The following is a 22,718-nucleotide window of genomic DNA, read 5'->3' as shown; positions in this document are numbered from 1 at the left end:
CCGGTTTAGTTCGCCGGGATGACGCGATAATCGCGGTGGCATTGACCGCAGGCTTCGGTCACGGCACCCATCTGCGACGTCAGTGCCTCAAGCCCATCCCCCGCCACGGCAAGCATCTGGTCGGCGGCTTCGGCAAACCCTTGTTTGCGCGCGAGGAAATCATCCATATTGGTCCAGATCGAAGCCGCCGCGCGGCTCGTTTCAATCTCACTCGACGAGGTGCCGGGGAGGAGATATGTGGTCCAGTCCTGTTGCGCCAGCGAGGCAAGCGCATCGGCCGCGGCCACGGCGAGCTCGGGATCATAGGGCTGTCGCCCCTGCATCATCTGCGCGAGCACCCCGAGCTGGAAGGCTTGCAGGTTCATATGGGCCAGTCGCTGTGTTGCCACATCCTTTTGGGCGCGGCTGACGCGGGCATAGGCGACAGTCGTGGTGGCAAGAACGGCGCAGAGTGCGGCCCCGATCACCAGTTTACCAAATTTCGGCATAGCGTGTGTCCTGTGAATTCGAGTGCGTTGTGACGCCCGCACCATTGGGAGCGGGCGTCGCTTCCGTCTTGCCTCAGTTCGCCCCTGCGGCGGTGAGCGCGGTGACGATATCGGCGCCATCTTCCCGCGCCTTCGCGAGATCCAACGCCGACTGCCCCTCTGCATCGGTGAGGGAGACATCCGCCCCGGCTTCCAACAGCACCTCGACCACGGCGAGCACATTGCCTGCGGCAGCGATATGAAGCGCGGTCTGCCCGGCCTCGTTGGTTGCGTTGACATCGAAGCCCTGCGACAGAAGCCACGACTGAATCGCCGGATTCTTCTGACGGATCGCAGAGATGGTAAGAGCGTTATTGCCATCCTTGTTCACCGCCATCGGGTCTTCCACGACATCCTTCATCGCGGTGATGACTTCGAGTGACGGATTGCGGAAGGCAGCCTGAAGGAACGCATTGGTGCCGTTGTTATCAAACGCCTGAATGTCGTCGTGTTCGGCGATCCACATAATCGTATCGACGTTCGGGTTTAGATAAGCTGCGGAAAGCGCGCAGTTGCGACCGTGAATGTCACGCGCAGAGATCGGCAGATCCGCGGCCATCAGGGCTTCGTACACCGGAATCTCGGTCTGCAACAGGCAGGCAAATCCCAGTGCGTCACGCCAGGAATCGTCTTGATAGTCGATTTCAAGATCCTCGCGTTCAAGGAACATCTCGACCACCTCGAGGCTGTTGAAGCGCGCCGCCATCATAAAGGCAGAGAGATTGTCGTTGCCGACTTGGTTGACGTCTTCGCCCTTGTCTATGAAGTAGCTGACCACGTCCGTGCTCGTACCAGCCTGCAGCGCGCGCCAGAGCGGATAATAGTCCTCACCATCGACTGCCAGCGGATCGGCCCCTGCCTCTACCGCGGCTTCAACTGCGGCGACGTCGGGCGATGCGTTCCAGAAGTCACGTTCCAGCAGAACATTCTGGGCAAAGACCGGGGCCGCGCAGATTGAGAGCACTGTCGCGACAGCGCAGGATTTGTAGTAGATCATGCGTTTCTCCTCCCACACGCATAATTGACATGTGGGAAGCTTGGGCTACGCAAGCGCGAATCGGCGCGCCGAAATTGTCATATTGGGCTGTGAATTTGTTATGAAATGCTCACTACTCCTCGCGTGATTTGGCCGCCAGAGAGGGTGCGATGTGAACCGCCCCGGGTCTGTCGGAGGCTTTAACTCGCTAGTAGAGTGAAGCCACGATGAGCAAGACCACGAACAAGTTTTCCCCTGAGATCCGGGACCGCGCCGTGAGGCTGGTGCTGGAGAACGAAAGCCAGCACGGCTCCCGCTGGCAGGCCGTCATGTCGATCTCGGCAAAGATCGGCTGCTCGGCCCACACGCTGAACCAGTGGGTCAAGAAGGCGGAAGTCGACAGCGGCAAGCGGGCGGGCATTGCCGCCGACGTCGCGGAGCGGCTGAAGGTGCTGGAGCGCGAGAACCGCGCCAGGCCAACGAGATCCTGCGCAAGGCGTCGGCGCCGATCTGCCGCTCGGACCGGTGGCGCGGCGGATCGGCTTTGCGATGGCGGAGCTCGACCGCCCACTGAAACGATGATCGCCTTCATCGATGCCCACCGCGGACAACATGGGGTCGATCCGATCTGCAGGGTCCTGCCGATCGCCCCATCCACCTACTACGATCACCTGGCGAAGCGCTCCGATCCGACCCGGCTGTCTGATCGTGCCCGGCGCGACGCAGTCCTGCGACCCGAGATCGAGCGCGTATTCGAGGAGAACGGGAAGGTCTACGGCGTGCGCAAGGTCTGGCGGCAGCTCGGCAGGGAGGGTTTCTCCGTGGCGCGCAGCACCGTAGCGCGGCTGATGAAAGAGATTGGCATTCAGGGGGTTATCCGTGGCAAGCCCTGCCGGACGACGATTCCGGACAAGAAGGCACCATGCCCTTTGGACAAGGTGAACCGGCAGTTCCGGGCAGGGGGCAGGTCATGCTGGCCTCCACAATGGCTTGTTTCTCGAGAATGTATTGGAACCCGGCTCGCGTCATCATTCGACCGGCGTTGTTCAGAAAAGGCGCTGTTTCGTCGACTTTGGGTCTGATCGCGATCCAAGCACGAATTGCCGCGGCAGTTTCCTGCCAGAGCGGCAGCACCCGTTCTCGTCGTCCTTTGCCGATGATGTGGATGCTGGCGGGTGATCGCCCGTCGAACTGGTCGAGCCGAAGGCCGACGAGTTCGAACACGCGCAGCCCTCCGGCAAATGCCAGATGCAGCATGGCTCGATCACGGATGCCCGATGCTGTCCGTCGAGGCGATCCGCAGGTTCTTTTAGGTCTTGGCGAGCGAGGCCAACCCAGCCTCGCCCTTCGCGATGATCGTGCAATCAGTTGACTTGCGTCTTGCGCGTCGTAACCGTCGACATCACCAGGATGGCCGCCACGACCAGAAAGACCGCACCATATCCGAATGCCGTCGCGTATCCAGTGGCAAGAGCATCCCGGGCTTGAAGGGCCGTCGCTTCATCGCCCTTGGCGAGGGCAGACTGAAGTACGGTCGCCGCTTCCGGCAGGGCGTTCTGCGAGGCGACTGTTGCAATCGTCGTGAACACCGCCAACCCCAAGGCGGCTCCGGTTTGCTGCGCGGTATTCAGGAGCGCAGACGCGATCCCCGCACGTTCCGCCGCCACGCCGTGAACCGCAGCAAGGGTCAGGGTGACAGCCACGATGCCCAGCCCGAAGGCCGTCAGGAACAGCGCGGGCATGATATGCCATGCATAGGCCGAGCTGATCTCCAGACTGGACAGCCACAGCATCCCGCCAGCCGCGATGAGCAGGCCGGGACCGGCAAGAGCTCTCGCTGCGAGCTTCTCGACGAGCTTGGAACTGAGGACCGACCCGAAAATTATACCGACGCTGAACGGCAACGCGCCAATACCTGCCCAGATCGGGTTGAACATCATGACCTGCTGCATGTGGAGCGCCAACAGATAGAAGGTCCCCATTAGACCTGCGCCAACGAACACCATCGTCGCGTAGGATCCGGACCGGTTGCGATCATGGAACAGGCTGAGCGGCATCATGGGCCGAGCCTTGCCCGACTGGCTCTGGACGAACAGGGCACCGAGAACAATCGCAGCGGCAAAGGCTGCAATGGTAATGGGGTCGTTCCATCCGTCTTCCGCCGCGCGCGTCACGCCGAAGGTGAGGGAGAACATGGCCCCGGCCCCCATGACCGCACCAAAGGTGTCGAGGGGAGCCTCGTGACGTTCGCCTTCGCCGAGGACGCTGCTTGCGGCGAGGAGCACGATGCCGATCGGCACATTGATGAGGAAGACCCATCGCCAGCTCAGCAGACCGGACAACAGGCCACCGATGATCACGCCGCCGACGATGCCAAGCGCCGACATGGCACCATAGGTTGCCATTGCGCCATTGCGTTCCTTGCCGGCAGGAAATGTCGCTGCGATCAGGGCAAGAGCGTTCGGCGCGGTCAGGGCGGCCCCGATCCCCTGAATGCCACGCGAAGCGATGAGGATTTCGCTGTTCGGAGCAAGGCCGCACAACAGCGAGGCGAAGGTGAAAATTCCCATGCCGATCCGCAGCACGCGCCTGCGGCCATAGACGTCGCCCAAGCGCCCGCCGAAGAGCAACAGTCCACCGAACGCGAGAATGTAGCTGTTCACGATCCATGGCAGGGTGGCCGCGGAGACGCCGAACTCCTGCTGGATGCTCGGCAGGGCGATATTTGCAATGGTGTCATCCAGGACCAGCATCAGCTGGGCTACGGAGATCACGAGAAGGGAAAGCCCAAGGTGCTGTTGCCCGGATGGAGCTTGCATGGTGGCGGTCGTCATTCCCGTGTTCCTGATCTTGATTCGAAGCCGATCCGCAGGTACATAACTCCCGTACTATGGTACGGAGTCAACAAGAGTCATGCTGAGTATCGGAAAACTGGCTGACGCCGGGGGTGTCGGTGTCGAAACCGTCCGGTTCTATCAACGCAAGGCGTTGTTGGGCGTGCCGGCGAAGTCTGGCGGAATCCGGCGCTACGGCGACGAAGATGTTCGCCGCCTTCGATTCATTCGGAAAGCGCAGAAGGCTGGGTTCACATTGGAGGAAATCAAGGAACTGCTCGACCTGGATGCGAGCCATGACCATCACCGGGCGCATGAACTGGCAACTAGCCGGATCGGAAAACTTGACGAACAGATTGCGGAACTGCACCGGGCGCGGGAAAGCCTGCAACGGCTGAGCACAGAATGTGCCCGGGGGGCATCCGGGCCATGCCCGATCCTTGCTGCCTTCGATGTGTGAATGGTTCTCTATCAGGATAGCTTTTGAGACTAAAAGAGCAGGGTCGCCAACTGTTGGTCGTGCCTGATTTCCGCCACAGCTACTGGCCTGCAGCGGGTTCCCCGAACTGCGTCCCGCGCAGGGTCAGGGCGACCACACAGGCGAGCGCCATCACGATGCCGCCCATCTCGAAAGTGCCCGTGATGGCGTGGCGAAAGGCCTCCTCGATCGCGGGACGGGTGGCGGCCGGAAGATCCGCGACCGCCTCCATGCCGCCGGAGATTACCGCCTGGACATCGACCTGCGGTCCCAGCTCGCGCAACCCCGAGGCGAGGCCTGCCGCCATCACCCCGCCCGAGACCGCGACCCCCAGCGTGCCGCCCATCGAGCGCAGGAAGGACATGGTGGAGGTCGCCACGCCGATGCTGTCGCGGGGCACGGCGTTCTGCACGATCGCGGTGGCGTTCGGCATCGCGATCCCCATGCCCGTCCCCAGAAGCGCCAGTGCCAGCCAGAATGCCGGATAGCCCGCCTGCACCGCGGCAAGCAGCGCCAGCAGCCCGAGGCCTGCCGCCTCGAAGGCGATGCCGGCGACCATGAAGATCTTGGGGCGTCCGATCTCCGAGGACCAGCGCCCGCCGAAGGTGGAGGTCAGGATCATCGCGACCACCTGCGGCAGCATCATCGCCCCGGTCTGTGCAGGGTTCAGCCCCAGCACCAGCTGGAAGTAGAGCGGCAGGAAGACCATCGCGCTCATCATGGCGAAGCCCATGCAGGACATGGTCAGTATGCCGGTGGCAAAGCTGCCGATGCGGAAGAGCGCGAGGTTGATGATGGGTTCCGCCGCGCGGGTTTCGACGAAGAGGAACCCGGCCAGCGCGACGAGCGCCACTGCGCCCAGCCCGCAGCTGGCCGCCGAGCCCCAGGCAAAGAAGGACCCGCCCAGGCTGAACAGCAGCAGGAGCGCGGAGGCCCCGATCACCAAGAGCAGCGCCCCGGCATAATCGACGCGGTGCCTGCGCCGGGGCGGAGAAGGGGGGAGCGCCGTCCACAATAGCGCCAGCGCCAGGGCCCCCAGCGGCAGGTTGATGTAGAACACCCATCTCCACGACAGCAGCGTGGTCAGCACCCCGCCGAGCAGCGGTCCGGCGAGGCTGGAGAAGGCGAAAGCACCCGAGAAGAGCCCTTGATAGCGGACCCTTTCGCGCGGCGCGACCAGGTCGCTCACCACGGTCTGGGAGAGCGTCAAGATGCCCCCTGCGCCGATCCCCTGCACGAAGCGGAAGGCGATGAGCTGCCCCATGCCTTGCGCAAGCCCGCAGAGCATGGACATGATCAGGAAGAGCCCCACCGCGCCGAGGAGGAAGGGACGGCGGCCGAACATGTCCGACATCTTGCCGTAGATCGGGGTGGAGACGGTATTGGCCAGCATGAAGGCCGTGACCACCCAGCTGAGATGCGACAGTCCGCCAAGGTCCGAAGCCATGCGGGGCAAGGCGGTGTTCACGATGCTCTGGTCGAGCGCGGCCAGCGCCATGGCGACCAGCAGCCCGGCAAAGACGCGGCGCAAATGCGCTGGTAGCCAGCGCGAGGGAGAGGTTTCTGTCATGGTGCCGTCTTTTCGCAGGCGCGGGGGGTCAGTCGCGCTTCCATTCCTTCAGGTGTCCGTCCGCAGTGAACTCGGCATTGAAGCCCGGACCTTCAAGCGCGATCTCGTCGCCGAACTCCATTTCCCTCAGCCGGGTTCCGGCCGTCAGCGCGGTGGTGGCGTAGAGCGCCTCCGCCACGTCGCTGCGCAGCAGCGGCACCACCTCGTCCAGGGGCATGGTGCCGTCGTGGCGCAGGTCGACCTCGATGCGGTCTCCGCCTGGCAGGATGCCGGTCAGGTCGGGGCCTTCCTCGTCGGGATGCCGCCGTGCGGCGGTCAGGTTCAAGGTCCTTTCGACGACGGCGATATCCTGCGTCCGGGGCAGGTAATCGCGCGCCAGGGCGGCGGTGCCGAGAGCCGTCAGCGTCAGAAGCGAGAGGAAGAAGCGCATTTGTGTCATGATGTTATTCGCCGAAGGCAATTGCAGATGAACCCTTCTACGGCTGTCGCTAGGTTTCCCATCGTTGCGGGACAGTCGCAGGCAGGCTGAAGAACGGCCTCGCAGCGATGCACATGGGGCATGCCGTGCGCGAGAGGCCGTGCATGTCTCATGCCCTGATGAGGGCCTTGCCGGAAAAGTCGCGATCCCTGAGCGCCCGGAGGTGGGCGGGCAGGCATTCGAAGTCCGTGGCCACGGTAGGCTCGGGCACGAGCCGCCCCGTCAAGAGCCCATCGAATATCATGGCCCCCGCATGTCGCAGACCATGCCAGTCCGCAACGTCGCCATGGACATGCAGCGCCCCTAGCGCCACCTCATGAAGCGAGATGCACCGCTCGAAAGCCGCGTCGCCCCAGCCGGGTACGCGCCCTTGAACGCAGACCAAGTGCCCATTGGCACGCAGGTGCGGAAAGAGACCAGCGGCAGGCTCGGGGCCGCGAAGATCGACGGCGGCAGTGTAAGCCGCCTGCGGCAGGTTGGCATTCCAGGGAAGAACCTCGGCACCGTACGCTGCCAAACGGGCATGGTGGCGGGGGTGGCACTGCGCGGTGACATTCCAACGGGCCTCCAGCGCCAGCTGGACGAGATAGCCGCCGACGCCCCCGCCGGCGCCGGCAACAAGCAGCGATCCGCCGCCCCCGGGCAGCTTGGACAGCGCGAGCCAGGCCGTGAGCGCAGGACAGGGCATCGAGGCCGCGAGATCCATATCCAGCCCGGCCGGGACCGGAAGCAGCGCGCGCGCCGCGACCGGGGTGATTTCGGCAAAGCTTCCGGGACCGCCGAGCCAGGTGTGATAGCCGACCCGCTGACCCAGCCAGGCCTCGGGCACATCCGTGCCCACGGCGATCACCGTACCTGCGCCGTCGCAGCCCGGCACCTTCCCGGGCTGCCAGGAGGTGCTGCCCAGCACCTTCCAGTCGACCGGGTTGAGGCCGATCACCGCGTTGCGCACCAGCACCTCGCCCGGGCCCGGCGCTGCAACGGGCTGTTTGGCCAGAACCAGGCCATGGGGGTCCCGGCCGCTTTGCCAGGTCCAGGCCCGGTGATGCGCCGGAAGGTCAGTCCCGCGCATTGCCGGCCTCCGCCGCCTTGACCGCCTCCGCCAGCCGCCGGCCAGTGCTGGCCGCCGATTGCGGGTTCTGGCCGCTCACCAGACGGCCGTCGACCGCGGTAGTGTCTGTCCAGTCGGCACCGGGCTGCATGTCTGCGCCCAGCTCCGCCAGCCGCGAGGACAGCAGGAACGGCACCACGTCCTGCAGCCCGACTGCGCGCTCTTCGTCATCCGTGAAGGCGGCGACCTTGCGACCTTTCACCAGCGGCGTGCCGTCCGACAGCGTGACATTGGCCAGAGCCGCGGGGCCATGGCAGACGGCGCCGACCACGCCGCCCCGCTCCCAGATTGCGCGGGTCACGTCATTGACGGCCTTCGACACCGGAAAATCCCAGACCGCGCCATGCCCGCCGGCGAAGAAGATCGCGGAGTAGTCGGACGGGTTCACGTCGGACAGCTTCTGCGTCGAGCGGATCGCCGCGCGGAACAGCGGATCAGCCCAGAACGTCGCGTTGACCTTGTCTTCGAGTTCGAGCCCGTCCACCGGCGGCTCGCCTCCGGCGATGGAGGCGAAGGCAACCGGCAGGTCGGCAGCCAGGAATTCCTCCAGCGGATGGGTGACCTCGGAGAGGTAGAATCCCGTGGGACCATGCCCGGCCTTGTCGCCATGCGACGTCATCACGATCAGGACCGGTTTCATGCGATGGCTCCTTCCGGGGAATAGGCCGGCCAATCGGTATAGCCCTTTGCGGTGCCGCCGTAGTAAGCGTCGGGATCAAACGGTGCCAGCGGCCAGCCATGGCGCATCCGCTCGACAAGGTCGGGGTTGGAGGTGAAGGGCGCGCCGAAGGCCGCAATGTCGATCAGCCCCGCGCCGATCATCGCATTCGAGCGTTCGAGATCCATGCCGCCGGCCAAGATCAGCACCCCGGAATAGGCGGCACGGAACTTCTCCAGGAAGCCGTGGGGCATGGCGGGCGCGCCGCGGCTGGCCTGGTCCATGATATGGACGAAGGCAAGGCCACGCTTGTCCAGCTCTGCGGCCAGCGTCAGGAAGGTGTCTTCCTCGCCCTCGAAATCGCCCAGCTCGTGCAGGCGGCCGAAGGGCGAGAGGCGGATGCCCACCTTGCCGGCGCCGATCCGCGCGATGCAGGCGTCGACCACTTCCAGCGCGAAGCGGATGCGGTTCTCCACGCTCTGGCTGCCGTAGCGGTCAGTCCGGTCATTGACCGCGCCGTTGAGGAACTGCTCGATCAGGTAGCCGTTGGCGCCGTGGATCTCGACCCCGTCGAAACCGGCGGCCACGGCGTTTTCTGCCGCCCTGGCGAAATCCCCGGCCACGCGGCCGATCTCGCCGGTTTCCAGCGGCCGCGGCCGGGACGCCGTGACGAAGCCCGGCGTGCCATCCGCGGTGATGCCGAAGGCCGAGGAATTCGCCGCCTGCCGGCCGGTGGCGCTGACCGGGGCGGCGCCGCCGGGCTGCAGCGAGACATGGCTCATCCGGCCGACATGCCAGATCTGGGTGAAGATCGCCGCCCCCTGGTCATGCACGGCCGCGGTCACCGGCTGCCAGGCCGCGACCTGTTCCTGCGACCAGAGGCCGGGGCAGTCGGCGAAGCCCGAGCCTTCGGGGGAAATCACCGTGCCTTCGGTCACGATCAGCCCGGCGCCCGCGCGCTGCACATAGTAGCGCGCGGTCTCGGCCGTGGGGACGTTGCGGGGACTGCGCGCGCGCGTCATCGGCGCCATCGCGGCGCGGTTCTTGATGGTGAGCCCGCCAAGGCGCACCGTGTCGAAAAGATCTGCCATGGGAAACCTCAGTTGTAGGCGCCGGCCGAATAGGTCAGCTCGTAGCTGTGGGAGTAGAGTTCGAAGACGATGCCGAAGGGATCCTCGACATAGACCATGCGATAGGGCTTCTCGCCGGGGAAGTACTCGCGCACCGGCATCCGCTGCCTGCCGCCTGCGGCCACGATTTTCGCCAGCAGCCCCTCGAGGTCGGGATCCTGGATCGCGAAGTGGAACAGGCCCACCTGGCGGTAGGGCAGGTTGTCCTCGGGCTTGTAATTCTCGGGGAACTCGAACAGCTCGAAGCCGATGCGGTCGGCGGTAGACAGGTGGGCGATACGGAACTTGCCCCAGCCCGGGCCGAAGACGTCGTCGCACATCACGCCGATATCGCTGTCATCCTGCGCGATCTCGGTTGGCTCCATGATGACATAGAACCCCATGACATCGCGGTAGAAGGCAACGGCGGCATCAAGGTCAGGGACTGAAAGCCCGATGTGGGAAAAGGTACGGGGGGTGGTCTTGGTCATGACTGTCTCCTTGGCGTTACGTCGAGATATGGATTGGCCAAGCGCATTCATCCAATTATCATTCATGCTCATTATGATAACCAAACGGAGCGAAATGTGCTGAACGCGACCTGGCTCGACACCTTCGCCACGCTCTGCGATGTCGGGCATTTCACGCGCGCCGCGGCCGCGATGAACATGACCCAGCCGGGCGTAAGCCAGCATGTGAAGAAGCTGGAGGCGCAGCTTGGCCAGCCGCTGCTGACACGCGATGGCAAGAGCTTCATCCTGACGCCTGCCGGAGAGGCCGTGCTGGCCATGGCCCGGCGCCGCCGGGCGGAAGAAAGCGCACTTCGGAGCGATCTGCAGCATGACGACCCGGACCGGGGACAGGTTTCGATCGCCTGCTCGGGTTCGCTTGCCCTTCTTCTCTATCCGCGCTTCATGGATTTCATGGCAAGTGCGCCCGCCCTTTCCATCATCCTCGAAGCGATGCCGCAACCGCGCATTCTGGAGGGCATCGTTGCGGGGCGTTTCGATCTCGGGATCGTCAACCATTCTCCGGCCCATCCTCGGCTCGAAGGCGAGAGTGTCGGGCAGGACGAGCTTTGCCTTCTCCTGCCGGCCGACAGCGCGGCACCGCGAAGCTTCGCGGAACTCGACGCGCTCGGTTTCATCGCCCACCCCGACGGCTACGCGCATGCAGACGACCTGCTTGGCGCGAATTTTCCGGACGCCCATCCAGGAGCGGACCGGCTGCGGGAGCGCAGCTTCGTCAACCAGATCGGCCAGATCCCGGAGCCGGTGCTGCGCGGTCTCGGCTATACCATCCTGCCGCGCAGCGGCGTGGACGCGCATCCCGGCAGGGACCGCCTGCAGGTCATGTCCCTGCCGGTGCCGGTCCGCCACGAGCTCTGGCTGGTCCAGCGGAAGAACCGCAGCCTCCCGGCGCGGACCCGCCGGGTCCGGGCCGGGATCGCTGAGGCCCTTGCCGCATTGTGAAGACGATGGTTCAGCCCTTCGCCGCCCGGGCGGCCGCAACAAGGCCATTCAGCCAGTCTTGGTGACCGTTGATCATCGGGTTCGGCACGGTCGTGGCCAGCTCCTTCGCCGGAGCGCCGTTCTGGGTTTCCTGCGTCAGGATCCGCACCCGGCCTTCTGACAGGTCCTCGATCAGCCACGCGTGATGCACATCCAGCCGGTCCGCGTCGCCACGTTCGCCCGACCAGCCGTGCCAGGCGATGCGCGCGGGCTGGCCCGCAACTGGCGGCACGCATTCGACGACGCGCGCCGGAACCGGGAAGCCGAAGGTGCGGAAGAAGAAACTGTCCCCAAGCACCAGCTCGGGGCCCTTGCCGTCATGGATCTCCACATCGGCGGAATTGGGGTAGTAGTCCGGCCAGCGGGCCGGGATGGCAAGGAAGGGCCAGATCTCGGCGGCGCTCAGGCCGGTGACGATGATCTCGTTCGAGGCGAAGTTGTCAGTGAAGCCGGGCACGAAGCCTTCGGGCCAGAGGATGTCGGACATGTGTCTCTCCATTGATCGGGATGCTGGAGATATGGCCGGTGATCGGATATAAGACCAATCGCATCTCGTGACATCAGATATACCCATGGCCGATATCAAGACCTTCGACCTCAACCTGCTGCGCACCCTCGCGGCGCTGCTGGAGACCCGCTCCGTCAGCCGCGCCGCGGACAGGCTGGGCGTCACCCAGCCTGCCGTCAGCGGCATGCTGGCCCGGCTGCGCGAGGCTCTTGACGATCCGCTGTTCGTGCGAACACAGCGCGGCATCCTGCCAACGCCCCGTGCGGAGTCCATGACCCGGCAGCTCGCTTCGGTGCTGGGCGGCGTCGAGGAATTGTTGCAGGCTGAAACCTTTGATCCGATGCGCGCGAAACTGACCTTGCGGGTGGCTGCAACCGACTATGCGCAGCGGGCGGTCCTGCTGCCGTTCATCGGACAGCTGCGGCAACAGGCCCCTGGCGTGCTTCTCTCGGTACGGCCCGTGACGTCGGACTTCGCCCGGGAACTCGCCGAAGGCGACCTCGACATGGCCCTGGTCACGCCCGAGATGGCACCGGGGCGGCTGAAAGCGAAGAAGCTCTTCGACGAAACCTATGTGACGTTGCTGCGGGCTGACCATCCGCGACGCTCCGAGGCCGCGACGCTGGACGGGTTTTGCGCCATGGAGCACGCACTGATGTCGCATGATGGCACCGCCTTTGCCGGGCCGACGGATGCCGCACTGGAAAAACTGGGGCGCTGCCGCAAGGTCGTGGCGAGCGTGCCGAACTTTACCATTCTGATCGATCTGATCCGGCGTTCAGACATCATCGCCCTTGTGCCATCACGTCTCGTCACGGCTGAGACCGGCGTGGTGGCCATGCCCCCGCCCCTGCAGGTCGAGGGTTTTCGAAAGCTCCTGACATGGCACGATCGCCTGCACCAGGATCCGGCGCAGAAATGGCTTCGAGACAAGATGGCCGATGGAATGCCGGGATGACCTGCTGACTTCGGCTCAACGATTCCGAACAGCCCAGCATCGCTCCGGCGCAGCGCGTTGCGCAGCTTTTGCATCAGCGGCAGGAGGCTGCTGAAAAGCTGGCCGCACCCCCGGAAGATGCGGCCGGACCGTTGCATCAGATCGAAACGGACTCGCCGTCGCGTGCAGTGCGTACCGAAGCATGAGTGCCAGGTCCTGCCGCGAAGGCGGCTCCGGAAAGCGCGGGCGAGTTTCCGCGGGTCGTCATGGCTATCTCTCCGGATCAGCGGACCAGGAAGTCTTCGGCCGAGATGACCTCGCCATAGTAAAAGCCGAAGGACCACATCATCGCGGCATGGACATGGGCGGCGGGCGCGGTGATGCCGCCGAATTCCAGGTCGCGTGTCGCGCAGGCATCGTGGACGGTGACGGTGCGGTATCCGAAATCATTGGCGGCCCGCACGGTCGCATCCACGCACATGTGGCTCATGGCGCCAATGACCACGACCTCCGCGATCCCCGCCTCGTCGAGCATGTCCTTCAGCCCGGTGCCGCGGAAGGAATTGGGAAAGTGCTTGGTCACGACCGGTTCATCCTCGGCCGGGGCGACTGTTGCATGGATCTCGGCCCCCTTGCTGCCCGGAGCGAAAACCGGGGCCCCCTCGGGCATTTCATGACGGACATGAACGACCAGATCACCGGTTTTGCGGGCGTGGGCGATGACGCGGGCTGCATTGGCGGCAGCAGCCTCGATGTTCTGGAGCGCGAAGCCGCCATCGGGCCAGTATTCGTTCTGCAGATCGACGACAACGACAGCACGTGCGGGCATGGTTCCAACCTTTCATGAACCGGTTTCGTTGACTTCAATCTGGCGCGGGCCGACACAGGGTACGATTGGCGAGATCGACAGAATCAGGGGCAATATCGTCAAATGGATGAAGTTGGCATCGGCATAGTCCTGTATCCGGGCGCGCAGCGGTCGGCGGCCTGGGGGCTCGAGGACCTGTTCGCGATCGCTGCCCGGGTCGCCGCCGAGGCAGGCCACCAGGGAGCACAGGTTCGCGTCCAGATCCTGGAAGACACGCCCAGGGAGACTGCACATGCCGGAAAGACCTGCGACGTCCTGATCCTGCCTCCGTCCCTGGAACCGCCAATCGAGCGCGCTGCGGCGGCACCTCTGGCACGCTGGCTGCGCGCACGCCATGCCGAGGGTGCGGTGGTGGCGTCGATCTGCGGTGGCGCGTTCGTTCTGGGCGAGTCAGGGCTGCTAGATGGCAGGACAGTCACGACTCACTGGGCCTATGAGGAAGCTTTCTGCGATCGCTTCCCTGATGCCGTTCTTGATATCGACCGGCTCCTGATCGACGGCGGTGACATCCTCTCGGCAGGCGGGCTCATGGCCTGGACCGATCTGGGCCTCAGCCTCGTCGAAAGATATCTCGGTCCGGTGGTGATGGCGCAGACCGCGCGGATGCTGCTGATCGATCCTCCCGGACGCGAGCAGCGCTACTACAGCGGCTTCGCTCCCAGGCTCTCCCACGGCGACGCCGCCATCCTGAAGGCGCAGCATTTCCTGCATGAGGGCAGCGGCAGGGAGGCCCGCCTCGCGGTGCTGGCGGATCTGGCCGGACTGGAGGAGCGCACTTTCCTGCGCCGCTTCCAGCGGGCCACCGGCATGACCGCGACCGACTATGCCCAGCGTCTGCGCATCACGAAAGCGCAAGAGCTCCTCCAATTCGGCCGCCTCCCGATCGAGCGCATCGCCTGGGAGGTCGGCTATTCCGACCCCGGCGCTTTCCGCAAGGTCTTCCGCAGGATTGTCGGGCTGACCCCGGGCGAGTACCGGCAACGTTTCCATGCATAGGAAATGCGGCGTCTGCCGGCGTGCGCGGCAACCGCGGGGAAGTCATGGCCCATCCCATGTGTGCACGCCCCTAGGGCAAGGGCCCGGATAGGAGCGCTGCTGGGATCTCTCCCTCGTCTTGACAGGTAGCTTTCCACCCGACCGCAGGCCCGCCGGACTTCGGTAACGCCATGTAACGGATGACCGGGAAAACGCACACGTCCCCTGCGTCCGGCAGTTGCAAGCGGTGCCGCAGAGGAAAACTATCTCCCTGTCGGATCCGGCGCGGCCGTCCGGCGACGGACTCAGGGAGGAGAGAGCCATGACGATCGCAAATGCTGCCTGGGCGGCAGCCTTGCTTGTGGCAGGTGGCGCTGCAGCGATGGCGGCGGACATATCCGCCCCCACCGGTGAAATCCGCGGGCTGGAGGAGGACGGGCTGAATATCTACCAGGGGATTCCCTATGCCGAGGCGCCCACCGGAGACCGCCGCTGGGCGGCGCCAGTCGCCAAGGCGCCCTTTGCGGAGCCTTTCGAGGCCACGTCTCTCGGCGCGGAATGCGTGCAGAAGGCCGTATTCTGGCGTCCGGGGAGCCCGGCCTCGACCGACGAGGACTGCCTGTCGCTGACCGTCTATGCCCCGGCCGGGACTGACGGACCGCTTCCGGTCTTCGTCGGCTTCCATGGCGGCGGGTCGGTGAACGGCTCGAAGACCGATTGGGATCCGCGCAGGCTCGCAGCAGATGGCAATGTCGTGGTGACGGTTAACTACCGGCTTGGCGTGACCGGCTTCTTCGCCATGCCGGAACTTGCAGGAGACGATAATCTCGGCGGCAATTACGGCGATTTGGACCGCACCGAAGCGCTGCGCTGGGTCCAGCGCAACATCTCGGCCTTCGGCGGCGATCCCGGAAAGGTGACCATCGCCGGACAGTCCGCGGGCGCGCGCGGCGTCTGCTTCCAGCTGGCGTCGCCCGAGGCCGCCGGGCTGTTCCACGGCGCGATCATCCAGTCCGGGCCGGGCTGCGCGGCCCACACGATCGCGCAGGCCGCTCCCGGATGGGAGGATCTGATCCGCGTCGCGGGTTGCGCAGACGCGCCCGACCGGCTGGCCTGCATGCGGGACCTGAGTCCGGCGGAGCTGATCGACGCGCAGGGCAGTTCAGACTACGCCTCGCGCACGATCATTGGCGGCAACGGCCTGCCCGGGGTCATGGACGACCTCTTTGCGGCCGGCGAATTCAACAGGGTGCCCGTAATCATCGGCAATACCCGCAACGAGCGACGTGCCTTCACCTACGAGGCCAACGACCTGATGATCCAGCCGGTCACCATGGCCAAATTCGAGGCCTATGTCCGCGACGGCTATCCGGACCGCGCCGACACCGTGCTGGAGCGCTATTCGGACGATGCGCAGCGGGCGCCGGGCCTGGCCCTGGCCAATCTCGCGAGCGACGAGCGCATGTGCACCACAACCGGCACGATGCAGGCGCTGTCGATGCATGTCCCGGTCCATGTCTTCGAATTCCGCGACGAGACCGCGCCGGGACGGCCCTACATGGTGATCCCGTCCTCCTTCCCGATCGGCTCCGGCCACAGCGCCGAACTGCCCTACCTCTATGGCTCGCTGATCACGGGCGAGCTGGATGGCAGCCAGATGGCGACCGGCAAGGCCATGCGCGGCTACTGGAGCGCTCTGTCGGAGGGGGACGGGCTGGAAGACTGGCCGACCTATTCTGCGGCCGCGCCGAAGCGGATGCTGTTTCTCGAGAACGGCGCGACAGAGGTGATTTCCGAGGCCCAGTTCATGGCCGAACACAACTGCGATCTGGTGCTGGGCGATGCGGACTAGCCCGGCATCACTACCGCGAACAGAATTTCCGAAGTCTACGACTGTCAGGGAGGACAGAATGACGACATGCCGACTTGCCACCGCAACCCTGGTGCTTGGACTGGCAGCCGGCGGCGCCTGGTCACAGGATGCCGACGACCGGCCGCTGCTGCAAGCGGGCGCAGCGCGTCTCGACATCACGCCGCCACATGACGACCGGTTTCCGGCGATGGACGAGTACGAGCACGAACATCTGTTCCTGCGCGCAATCGCCATCGGCAATGGCAGCGCCCGTGCGCTCCTTATCGGTGCCGATCTCAGCGGCATAGACGAGTCCGTCTGGGGCCCGATGGTTGCGGGCCTCGCCGAAGAAACCGGCATTCCGGAAGAGAATATACTGATCTCCTCGACCCATACCCATAGCGATTGGCCGTTGCGCCAGATCGTGTCGGGCACACCGCGCTGGGGCACGGATTTCCTTGCCGAGAAGGTCCTCGACGTGGCCGGGGAGGCACTGGCGGCAATGGAACCGGCAAAGGTCGGGTTCGCCGAGGGCGAAGCGCATCTCAACGTCAACCGCGACACCATCGACCCGGTCACGAAGGCATGGACCCAGGCTGCCAATCTTGACGCTGTCTCCGATCCGGCCCTCGGTGTAATCGCGTTCTTCGGATCCGGCGGCGCCCCGATCGCGGCGGTGGCGAATTACGCGATGCATCCGGTGAACGGCTATTTGGCCGGGTTCACCAGCGCCGATTTTCCGGGTGCCATGAGCCGCCATGTCGAGACCGCCTTCGGCGACGGCATGGTGACGCTCTTCACCCAAGGCGCCTCGGGCGACCAGAATCCGCGCTGGCTGCGCACCGGGACCAATGCGCTGGCGGCGCGTTCCGGGCAGGAGGTCACCGGCTTCGAAATGGTCCGCGAGGACATCGAGGCGCCGATCCGCACCGGCGAGATGCCCGCCGGGCTGGTCACGGCGGACATGGCGCATGAACTCGGCGACTACATGCAGGCGCTCGGCGTCGTGCTCGGCGAAGAAGCGATCCGGGTGATGAGCCACATGGAACTGCGGGACGCGGCGCGGATCGAAGGCCGCCAGGCGATCGTGACCTGCCCGGGGCGGACCCGGCTCGACAATGTGCGCGAAGGCGCGGCGGGAGAGTACGAGGACGGCCCGGATGTCGAGATCCGGGTCGGCATGCTGGGGATCGGCGACATTGCGCTCCTTACCACCAATGCCGAGGTCTATACCGATATCGGGCTGGCGGTGAAGGCGCGCTCGCCCCTGAGCAAGGCCATGTATGTCACGCTGGCCAACGGCAAGGCGAATTCCGGATACATTCCCGATGACGAGAGCTTCGGACACCAGACCTTCCAGGTGCTGGGCTCGAAACTGAAGCCCGGCTGTGCCGGGGAAGCCATTCCTGCCGCCATTGCCGGGCTGGTCGGGGACTACCTGTCGGAGTGAATCCGGACCGGATGCAGACGGAGAAGCCCGGGCGGATCGCCCGGGCTTCGCGTTTTTCCCGCCGCCGGTGTCAGGGCGCGAGCGATGCTTCGGTCATGCCGTAATCCGCCAGCATCTGCTTGCGGTTCAACGCGTCGCGTTCCGGCCAGGGCGTCGCCTCCGCAGCCAGCGCCAGCCCGTCATGGAACCGCATGAAAGCCGGTCCGTCTTCGGGCTGCGGCCAGTCCGGCAGGCCCTCGCCGTTCGGGTCGCCCGTCTTCACGAAATTTGCCAGATAGGAGGACATGGTCTCGGCCATGCGTTCGTCGGCGCCGGTCCAGGGCCGCTGCCCGTCCCAGTCGCGGATAGAGTTGAAGAAATACCACAGGTCCGAGGAATGGTACGAGCCGTAGAATTCCGCGTTCCGGCCGGGCGGGGCGTGGTTGAAGTAGTAGGCGAAGACATTCCCCTCCGAGTTCCGCGCCTTCGCTGCCTGTGTCGACAAAAGGACCGAGGCGAAGCGGTAATCGGCCTCGGCCCGCAGCTTCAGACGGTAGGCATGGGATGGATCCGAGGCCCGGTAGACATCGGCGTAGCCGTCGCCATAGACCTTGGACATCGCCGCCGCGAACTCCTCCGGACCCATGGCGCCGTCGGGATCGCCGACAGTGGAGGTGCGCTCGTCCGAGGTCGAGCCGATCATCAGGTCGATCCCGTCCAGCGCCCCGGGCCGCAACAGGTCGACCGACTCGGCGGTCAGGAAGGTTCCGTCGATCACATAGTTCGAGACCGGCGCATCGAGCGCATAGAACAGGTTCTTCCCTCCGATCTTGCGGTCGATGAATTCTGCCGCCGGGATCGCGCGCAGCTCCTCCAGCGATCTCGGCCCGCCGAAGACTTCCGCTATGGCCGCCGCATTCGCCGCCTGCTGGTCTTCAATGGAGGGATAGTTCCGCGGCAGCAGGCTCGGTCCGGTGCTTTCGATCACGGCGCGTCCGAACAGCCCCTTCGCGGGCGGGCTCGACAGCAGCGCGACAGTGTTCGACGCTCCGGCCGACTGGCCGCCGATCGTCACCGTCCCGGGATCGCCGCCGAAGCCCGCGATGTTGTCGCGCACCCATTCCAGCGCCACGATCAGGTCCTTCAGCGCCTGGTTGCCCGACCGGCCGTCATCGATCTCGGCATCGAGTTCCGGCGTCGTCAGGAAGCCGAATGGGCCGACCCGGTACTGCACCGGAACCACGAGGATCCCCTTGGCAGCAAGCTTCGGCGCCCAGAACTCGATTTCCGAGGCATAGCCGTGGTCATTGCCGCCGCCATGGATCCAGACGTAGACCGGCAGCGCGTCGCCGGTGTCCCGGGCCGGGGTGAACACGTTGAGGTTCAGCCCCGCTTCGCTGGCGGGCGGCAGGAACTCCGGATCGTAATAGAATTCGTCGCCCCAGAAGGTGCCGACGGGGTTGAGGTTCACGTCCTGCATCACCTGGTCGCCCCAAGTGTCGGCGAGCTTCACGCCGTCCCAAGGCACAACCGGCCCGGGCGGGGCGAAGCGGGCCTTCCCGGCAGCCGGCCCGGCATAGGGGAGGCCCTTGAAAACCTGCACCCCCGCCACGTCGGTCGCCACGCTCTGCACCTTGCCGCCGGCGATCTGCACCACCTCCACTGGCCCGGCCAGCGCCGTTCCGGCCATCAGCAGCGCCAGCGCGCCGCCCGCGAGTCCGGCGGCGGCGCCTCTCAATTGTCCTGTCATTTTTTCCTCCCTTTGGCGGCCGCCTTGCCTCCGTCCGTTGCCGCGGCCGCCGGGCGGCAGGGACGTGTCGGGGATGCCGCGCGCAAGCGGGGGGCCGGCATCGGAACCGGCCCCCCTGCGGCGCGCGGGAAGGTGCGGCCTCAGCCGCCGCTTGCGCCGTAGAGAATGTCCATGATCTCTTCGTCATGGTGGTTGCGGACTTCGGAGACGTTGTCGAAAATCATCGTCGCGCCGTTTTCCGCCGTGTAGGCAGGCCAGTCCGGCATGTCGTCATGGTTGGGATCGCCCGTGCGCGCGAAGTTTATCCAAGCCTGGCTCATGACATCCGCCATGGCCAGCGCATCGGCGCCGCCGCCATTCGACTGCGGCACCAGATCGGCATTGTCGAAGACCATCGGGATCTCGGCACAGTGCCAGGCCCCGCCTACACCGTCCAGCACCGGCGACTGCCAGGACATTACCCAGGAATAGACCGGTGCCCCGCCGAGCGCGGATTTCAGCTTCGCGTGATGGATCACGCCGTGGCGCCGCGAGGTGTCGAAGAAATACGCGTCCTGCGGCGTGAACTCCGGATAGGCTTCGCTCCACGCTGCCGAGATCGCCTCCGCATCATCGCCGAAACGCTCCTTCATCTTGGCGGCGGTCTTTTCCGGGGTCCAGTCCGCCTTGTTGTCGGCCACCAGTTCCGCCGGATCGATGCGGATGATTGTCTCGAACTCGTTGAGCACGTTGCCGATCATCATCGGCACGTCCATCGCGTGCCGCGCCCAGCCCTCGTCCACCGGCTCGTAGGGCATGAAATCGCCGTCGAGCGCAGGCCGGAAGCTGGCCGCCGGGATTGCGCCTTCCTCCGCCGCCTGATCGAGCGCCTTGCCCGCGGCCGCCAGAAGCACGTCATAGGGCACGGTCTCGATCTCGCCCACGGTCTCGTCCGTCAAGCCGAGGTTTTCCAGCGTATGCGCCGCGATCGCCTGGGAGCCCTCTTCGGAGATCACCGGCTGCAGCGAGGCGCCGGACTGCACGATCGCCTTGGCGAAGAGCCCCTCCGCAGAGGGCGTGCCCATCAGGATCCGCACCTTGGAGCCGCCGCCGGACTGGCCGAAGATGGTCACGTTGGACGGATCGCCGCCGAATTCCGCGATATTCGCCTGCACCCATTCCAGTGCGGCGACGATGTCCTTCATGCCGGTGTTGGCGCTCTGCGCGTAGCGTTCGCCGTGTTGGGTGAGATCGAGCGTTCCCAGCACGTTCAGCCGGTGGTTCAGCGAGACCACGACGACATCTCCCTTCTCGGCAAGGTTGCGTCCGTCATAGGAGACCTGCTCGATCGAGGAGCCGTTGGTGAAGCCGCCGCCATGCAGCCAGACCATCACCGGACGCTTCCCTCCGTCGCCGGTTGCCGGTGTCCAGATGTTCAGGAACTGGCAGGCCTCGTTCTCCGGCATGTAGCGGTGCGGGTTGAATTGCTCGTCATTCGCCACTTCGGCCATGCGCGGGATCGGGCAGCTTTCGCCGTAGTTGACGGCCAGCCGCGTGCCATCCCAGGAAGCGGGCGGAGCGGGCGGCATGAAGCGCGCTGCACTGGCATAGGGCACGCCGCGGAAAGTCTCGATGCCGCGGTCGACGAAACCCTGCAGCCGGCCCTGCGCGACCGCCGCTTCGGCAGCGCCGGTCTTGGCGGTGAAGGGCGCGTCCTGTGCCTGGGCTGCCAGCGGCAGTGCCAGAGCCAGTGCCGAGCCGGCCGCAAGCCTGGAAATCATGGTCATGTCTGTCCTCCCGTAAAATGCCACGGCGCGTGCTTTCCCGGAACGCGGTGCCGCGCCGGGGCGATGGCCCGCGCCGTGCCGGCGGCCATCGGTCTTTGCTGTGCTGCAATCCGGGGCGGTGCCGCGTTGTGTGGCACCCTGCCCCGTGCGGAGCGGCCCCTGCGTGCCGTCTCCCCCGCGACTGTCCGACGGCCCGCGATGCCGATCAACTGCTTCCTGCCTGTCCCCGTCCGCCTTTCCGGGCTGCCCGTTACCTTGCGTTACAAAACCGCTTCCGGATCAGTTCAGCCGCTCGCCGGTCTTCGGCCGAAACAGGGACATCCGGCTAAGGTCGAAGGCCAGCGGCAGCACCGCACCGGGTTCGGCGGCGGTGTCGGGCGGCAGCCGCGCCGTCACCGGCCGCCCGCCCAGCGAGGAGACCACATAGGTATCGGCACCGGCAGGCTCGACCATGTCGATCCGGCACTCCACCGTCTCCGACGGCCCGTCCCCGCCGCGTCCGGCTTCGGTGATGTCCTCCGGCCGCAGGCCGAGTATCACTTCATCCGGCAGCGGTCCCGGCAGCGGCGTGCTTTCGAACACGATCGGCGTGCCGCCGGGACGGTCGATTTCCAGGCGCGCCTCCCCTCCGGAACGGCGCAGCCGTGCCGGGATCAGGTTCATCACCGGCGCCCCCATGAAATCCGCGACGAAGATATTGGCCGGTGCCCGGTAGATCTCGGCCGGGGTGCCGAGCTGCTGGATCGCGCCGTCCTTCATCACCATGATATGGGTCGCCAACGTCATCGCCTCGACCTGGTCGTGGGTGACATAGACCATCGTCCGGCCCAGCTGCTGGTGCAGCCGCTTGATTTCGGTGCGCATCTCCACCCGCAGCTTGGCATCGAGATTGGAGAGCGGCTCGTCGAACAGGAACAGCATCGGATCGCGCACCAGCGCCCGCCCCATCGCCACGCGCTGGCGCTGCCCGCCGGAAAGCTGCGCCGGACGGCGGTCGAGCAGGTGGCCGATCTGCAGTTGCTCAGCTACCTCGGCAAGCTTGCGCTCCTGCACCGCGCGGTCGATGCCGCGCACCCGCATACCGAAGGTGATGTTGCGCGCCACGCTCATCGTCGGATAGAGCGCATAGGACTGGAACACCATGGCAATGTCGCGGTCCTTCGGATTGACGCCCGCCATGTCGCGCCCGCCGATGCGGATATGCCCGCCCGAAGGGGCCTCCAGCCCGGCGATGCAGTTCAGCAGCGTGGACTTGCCGCAGCCCGAGGGGCCGACCAGCACCAGAAAATTGCCGGGATCGACGGCGACGTGGATGTCGCGCAGGATGCGCGTCTCGCCGAAGGTCTTGGACAGGTTGCGGATCTCGAGGATCGGGGCCATG

21 protein-coding genes, 1 pseudogene and 1 other annotated feature are annotated in these 22,718 nt (G+C 65.6%); of the genes and pseudogenes, 7 read left to right on the top strand and 15 right to left on the bottom strand.

Going from position 1 to position 22,718, the window contains the following annotated elements; translation table 11 throughout:
- Positions 1–5 precede the first annotated feature (5 nt).
- Positions 6–488: a cytochrome c gene (locus HCC78_RS11530; protein ID WP_172328922.1), complete on the bottom strand. Its 483-nt coding sequence runs from the start codon at positions 486–488 to the stop codon at positions 6–8.
- Positions 489–561: 73 nt separating this feature from the next.
- Positions 562–1,524 carry an ankyrin repeat domain-containing protein gene (locus HCC78_RS11525; RefSeq protein ID WP_172328921.1) on the bottom strand — a complete coding sequence of 321 codons (963 nt, stop codon included), beginning with the start codon at positions 1,522–1,524 and terminating at the stop codon, positions 562–564.
- Between the two features lie 206 nt (positions 1,525–1,730).
- On the opposite strand from HCC78_RS11525, the pseudogene HCC78_RS33665 reads away from it, so the two are divergent.
- Positions 1,731–2,462, top strand: a pseudogene (locus HCC78_RS33665) (IS3 family transposase); the annotation flags it as partial.
- Positions 2,044–2,156 (top strand) — a sequence feature (AL1L pseudoknot). It overlaps the preceding pseudogene by 113 nt.
- On the opposite strand, the gene HCC78_RS11520 reads toward HCC78_RS33665, so the two are convergent.
- The gene (locus tag HCC78_RS11520; RefSeq protein ID WP_253949136.1) at positions 2,377–2,760 is read right to left on the bottom strand and encodes a tyrosine-type recombinase/integrase; all 384 of its coding nucleotides are present in this window, start codon (positions 2,758–2,760) and stop codon (positions 2,377–2,379) included. The pseudogene HCC78_RS33665 and the gene HCC78_RS11520 sit on opposite strands and share 86 nt — an antisense overlap.
- Before the next feature lie 107 nt (positions 2,761–2,867).
- Complete coding sequence (locus HCC78_RS11515; RefSeq protein ID WP_172328920.1) at positions 2,868–4,337, bottom strand: MFS transporter; 1,470 nt, start codon at positions 4,335–4,337, stop codon at positions 2,868–2,870.
- Between the two features lie 79 nt (positions 4,338–4,416).
- On the opposite strand from HCC78_RS11515, the gene HCC78_RS11510 reads away from it, so the two are divergent.
- Entirely contained in the window at positions 4,417–4,797 is a 381-nt protein-coding gene (locus tag HCC78_RS11510; RefSeq protein WP_172328919.1) for a MerR family transcriptional regulator, read from the top strand.
- A 79-nt stretch (positions 4,798–4,876) separates the two neighbouring features.
- Here the strand turns inward: HCC78_RS11510 and HCC78_RS11505 are convergent, their stop codons facing one another.
- From HCC78_RS11505 to HCC78_RS11480, 6 genes are all read right to left on the bottom strand, one after another.
- Positions 4,877–6,385, bottom strand: coding sequence for an MDR family MFS transporter (locus HCC78_RS11505; protein WP_172328918.1), 1,509 nt, complete (start codon positions 6,383–6,385; stop codon positions 4,877–4,879).
- 28 nt (positions 6,386–6,413) lie between these two features.
- A complete protein-coding gene (locus tag HCC78_RS11500) occupies positions 6,414–6,824 on the bottom strand; it encodes a hypothetical protein (RefSeq protein ID WP_172328917.1) in 411 nt (136 codons plus the stop codon).
- Between the two features lie 148 nt (positions 6,825–6,972).
- Positions 6,973–7,935: an alcohol dehydrogenase catalytic domain-containing protein gene (locus HCC78_RS11495; RefSeq protein WP_172328916.1), complete on the bottom strand. Its 963-nt coding sequence runs from the start codon at positions 7,933–7,935 to the stop codon at positions 6,973–6,975.
- Positions 7,922–8,614: a type 1 glutamine amidotransferase domain-containing protein gene (locus HCC78_RS11490; RefSeq protein WP_172328915.1), complete on the bottom strand. Its 693-nt coding sequence runs from the start codon at positions 8,612–8,614 to the stop codon at positions 7,922–7,924. Before HCC78_RS11490 ends, HCC78_RS11495 begins: the two co-directional genes overlap by 14 nt.
- On the bottom strand, positions 8,611–9,723 hold the full coding sequence (locus HCC78_RS11485) for an alkene reductase (protein ID WP_172328914.1): 1,113 nt from the start codon (positions 9,721–9,723) through the stop codon (positions 8,611–8,613). Before HCC78_RS11485 ends, HCC78_RS11490 begins: the two co-directional genes overlap by 4 nt.
- A gap of 8 nt (positions 9,724–9,731) precedes the next feature.
- On the bottom strand, positions 9,732–10,232 hold the full coding sequence (locus tag HCC78_RS11480) for a lactoylglutathione lyase family protein (RefSeq protein WP_172328913.1): 501 nt from the start codon (positions 10,230–10,232) through the stop codon (positions 9,732–9,734).
- Positions 10,233–10,328: 96 nt separating this feature from the next.
- Here HCC78_RS11480 and HCC78_RS11475 point away from each other — a divergent pair, with 96 nt between their 5' ends.
- The gene (locus tag HCC78_RS11475; protein WP_172328957.1) at positions 10,329–11,213 is read left to right on the top strand and encodes a LysR substrate-binding domain-containing protein; all 885 of its coding nucleotides are present in this window, start codon (positions 10,329–10,331) and stop codon (positions 11,211–11,213) included.
- A gap of 10 nt (positions 11,214–11,223) precedes the next feature.
- On the opposite strand, the gene HCC78_RS11470 is transcribed toward HCC78_RS11475, so the two are convergent.
- Positions 11,224–11,739, bottom strand: coding sequence for an SRPBCC domain-containing protein (locus HCC78_RS11470; RefSeq protein ID WP_172328912.1), 516 nt, complete (start codon positions 11,737–11,739; stop codon positions 11,224–11,226).
- A gap of 85 nt (positions 11,740–11,824) precedes the next feature.
- On the opposite strand from HCC78_RS11470, the gene HCC78_RS11465 reads away from it, so the two are divergent.
- A complete protein-coding gene (locus HCC78_RS11465) occupies positions 11,825–12,718 on the top strand; it encodes a LysR family transcriptional regulator (RefSeq protein ID WP_172328911.1) in 894 nt (297 codons plus the stop codon).
- Between the two features lie 262 nt (positions 12,719–12,980).
- Here the strand turns inward: HCC78_RS11465 and HCC78_RS11460 are convergent, their stop codons facing one another.
- Complete coding sequence (locus HCC78_RS11460) at positions 12,981–13,526, bottom strand: cysteine hydrolase family protein (protein WP_172328910.1); 546 nt, start codon at positions 13,524–13,526, stop codon at positions 12,981–12,983.
- Positions 13,527–13,628: 102 nt separating this feature from the next.
- Here HCC78_RS11460 and HCC78_RS11455 point away from each other — a divergent pair, with 102 nt between their 5' ends.
- The 3 genes from HCC78_RS11455 (at position 13,629) to HCC78_RS11445 (ending at position 17,842) form a co-directional block, all read left to right on the top strand.
- Entirely contained in the window at positions 13,629–14,561 is a 933-nt protein-coding gene (locus HCC78_RS11455; RefSeq protein ID WP_172328909.1) for a GlxA family transcriptional regulator, read from the top strand.
- Positions 14,562–14,862: 301 nt separating this feature from the next.
- Positions 14,863–16,392 carry a carboxylesterase/lipase family protein gene (locus tag HCC78_RS11450; RefSeq protein WP_172328908.1) on the top strand — a complete coding sequence of 510 codons (1,530 nt, stop codon included), beginning with the start codon at positions 14,863–14,865 and terminating at the stop codon, positions 16,390–16,392.
- 58 nt (positions 16,393–16,450) lie between these two features.
- Positions 16,451–17,842 (top strand): hypothetical protein, encoded by a 1,392-nt coding sequence (locus tag HCC78_RS11445; RefSeq protein ID WP_172328907.1) that lies wholly within the window; start codon positions 16,451–16,453, stop codon positions 17,840–17,842.
- Positions 17,843–17,912: 70 nt separating this feature from the next.
- Here HCC78_RS11445 and HCC78_RS11440 read toward each other — a convergent pair whose 3' ends face one another.
- The 3 genes from HCC78_RS11440 to HCC78_RS11430 form a co-directional block, all read right to left on the bottom strand.
- Complete coding sequence (locus HCC78_RS11440) at positions 17,913–19,571, bottom strand: carboxylesterase/lipase family protein (protein ID WP_172328906.1); 1,659 nt, start codon at positions 19,569–19,571, stop codon at positions 17,913–17,915.
- Between the two features lie 140 nt (positions 19,572–19,711).
- On the bottom strand, positions 19,712–21,337 hold the full coding sequence (locus HCC78_RS11435) for a carboxylesterase/lipase family protein (RefSeq protein WP_172328905.1): 1,626 nt from the start codon (positions 21,335–21,337) through the stop codon (positions 19,712–19,714).
- Positions 21,338–21,616: 279 nt separating this feature from the next.
- Positions 21,617–22,717 (bottom strand): ABC transporter ATP-binding protein, encoded by a 1,101-nt coding sequence (locus HCC78_RS11430; RefSeq protein WP_172328904.1) that lies wholly within the window; start codon positions 22,715–22,717, stop codon positions 21,617–21,619.
- Position 22,718: the final 1 nt, after the last annotated feature.

Source organism: Mangrovicoccus sp. HB161399, assembly GCF_013184745.1.
In the GTDB taxonomy this organism is placed as follows: Bacteria; Pseudomonadota; Alphaproteobacteria; order Rhodobacterales; family Rhodobacteraceae; genus Mangrovicoccus.
Note: the sequence above shows the minus strand (reverse complement) of the source record. Positions and strands in the feature narration are given on the sequence as shown.

Bases quoted from the DNA above. Each gene is read 5' to 3' on its own strand.
- HCC78_RS11495 (WP_172328916.1), bottom strand. From the start codon at position 7,935: ATGCGCGGGACTGACCTTCCGGCGCATCACCGGGCCTGGACCTGGCAA.
- HCC78_RS11460 (WP_172328910.1), bottom strand. From the start codon at position 13,526: ATGCCCGCACGTGCTGTCGTTGTCGTCGATCTGCAGAACGAATACTGG.
- HCC78_RS11450 (WP_172328908.1), top strand. From the start codon at position 14,863: ATGACGATCGCAAATGCTGCCTGGGCGGCAGCCTTGCTTGTGGCAGGT.
- HCC78_RS11470 (WP_172328912.1), bottom strand. From the start codon at position 11,739: ATGTCCGACATCCTCTGGCCCGAAGGCTTCGTGCCCGGCTTCACTGAC.
- HCC78_RS11485 (WP_172328914.1), bottom strand. From the start codon at position 9,723: ATGGCAGATCTTTTCGACACGGTGCGCCTTGGCGGGCTCACCATCAAG.
- HCC78_RS11510 (WP_172328919.1), top strand. From the start codon at position 4,417: ATGCTGAGTATCGGAAAACTGGCTGACGCCGGGGGTGTCGGTGTCGAA.
- HCC78_RS11465 (WP_172328911.1), top strand. From the start codon at position 11,825: ATGGCCGATATCAAGACCTTCGACCTCAACCTGCTGCGCACCCTCGCG.
- HCC78_RS11505 (WP_172328918.1), bottom strand. From the start codon at position 6,385: ATGACAGAAACCTCTCCCTCGCGCTGGCTACCAGCGCATTTGCGCCGC.
- HCC78_RS11440 (WP_172328906.1), bottom strand. From the start codon at position 19,571: ATGACAGGACAATTGAGAGGCGCCGCCGCCGGACTCGCGGGCGGCGCG.
- HCC78_RS11530 (WP_172328922.1), bottom strand. From the start codon at position 488: ATGCCGAAATTTGGTAAACTGGTGATCGGGGCCGCACTCTGCGCCGTT.
- HCC78_RS11520 (WP_253949136.1), bottom strand. From the start codon at position 2,760: ATGCTGCATCTGGCATTTGCCGGAGGGCTGCGCGTGTTCGAACTCGTC.
- HCC78_RS11435 (WP_172328905.1), bottom strand. From the start codon at position 21,337: ATGACCATGATTTCCAGGCTTGCGGCCGGCTCGGCACTGGCTCTGGCA.
- HCC78_RS11480 (WP_172328913.1), bottom strand. From the start codon at position 10,232: ATGACCAAGACCACCCCCCGTACCTTTTCCCACATCGGGCTTTCAGTC.
- HCC78_RS11525 (WP_172328921.1), bottom strand. From the start codon at position 1,524: ATGATCTACTACAAATCCTGCGCTGTCGCGACAGTGCTCTCAATCTGC.
- HCC78_RS11500 (WP_172328917.1), bottom strand. From the start codon at position 6,824: ATGACACAAATGCGCTTCTTCCTCTCGCTTCTGACGCTGACGGCTCTC.
- HCC78_RS11490 (WP_172328915.1), bottom strand. From the start codon at position 8,614: ATGAAACCGGTCCTGATCGTGATGACGTCGCATGGCGACAAGGCCGGG.
- HCC78_RS11445 (WP_172328907.1), top strand. From the start codon at position 16,451: ATGACGACATGCCGACTTGCCACCGCAACCCTGGTGCTTGGACTGGCA.
- HCC78_RS11430 (WP_172328904.1), bottom strand. From the start codon at position 22,717: ATGGCCCCGATCCTCGAGATCCGCAACCTGTCCAAGACCTTCGGCGAG.
- HCC78_RS11455 (WP_172328909.1), top strand. From the start codon at position 13,629: ATGGATGAAGTTGGCATCGGCATAGTCCTGTATCCGGGCGCGCAGCGG.
- HCC78_RS11515 (WP_172328920.1), bottom strand. From the start codon at position 4,337: ATGACGACCGCCACCATGCAAGCTCCATCCGGGCAACAGCACCTTGGG.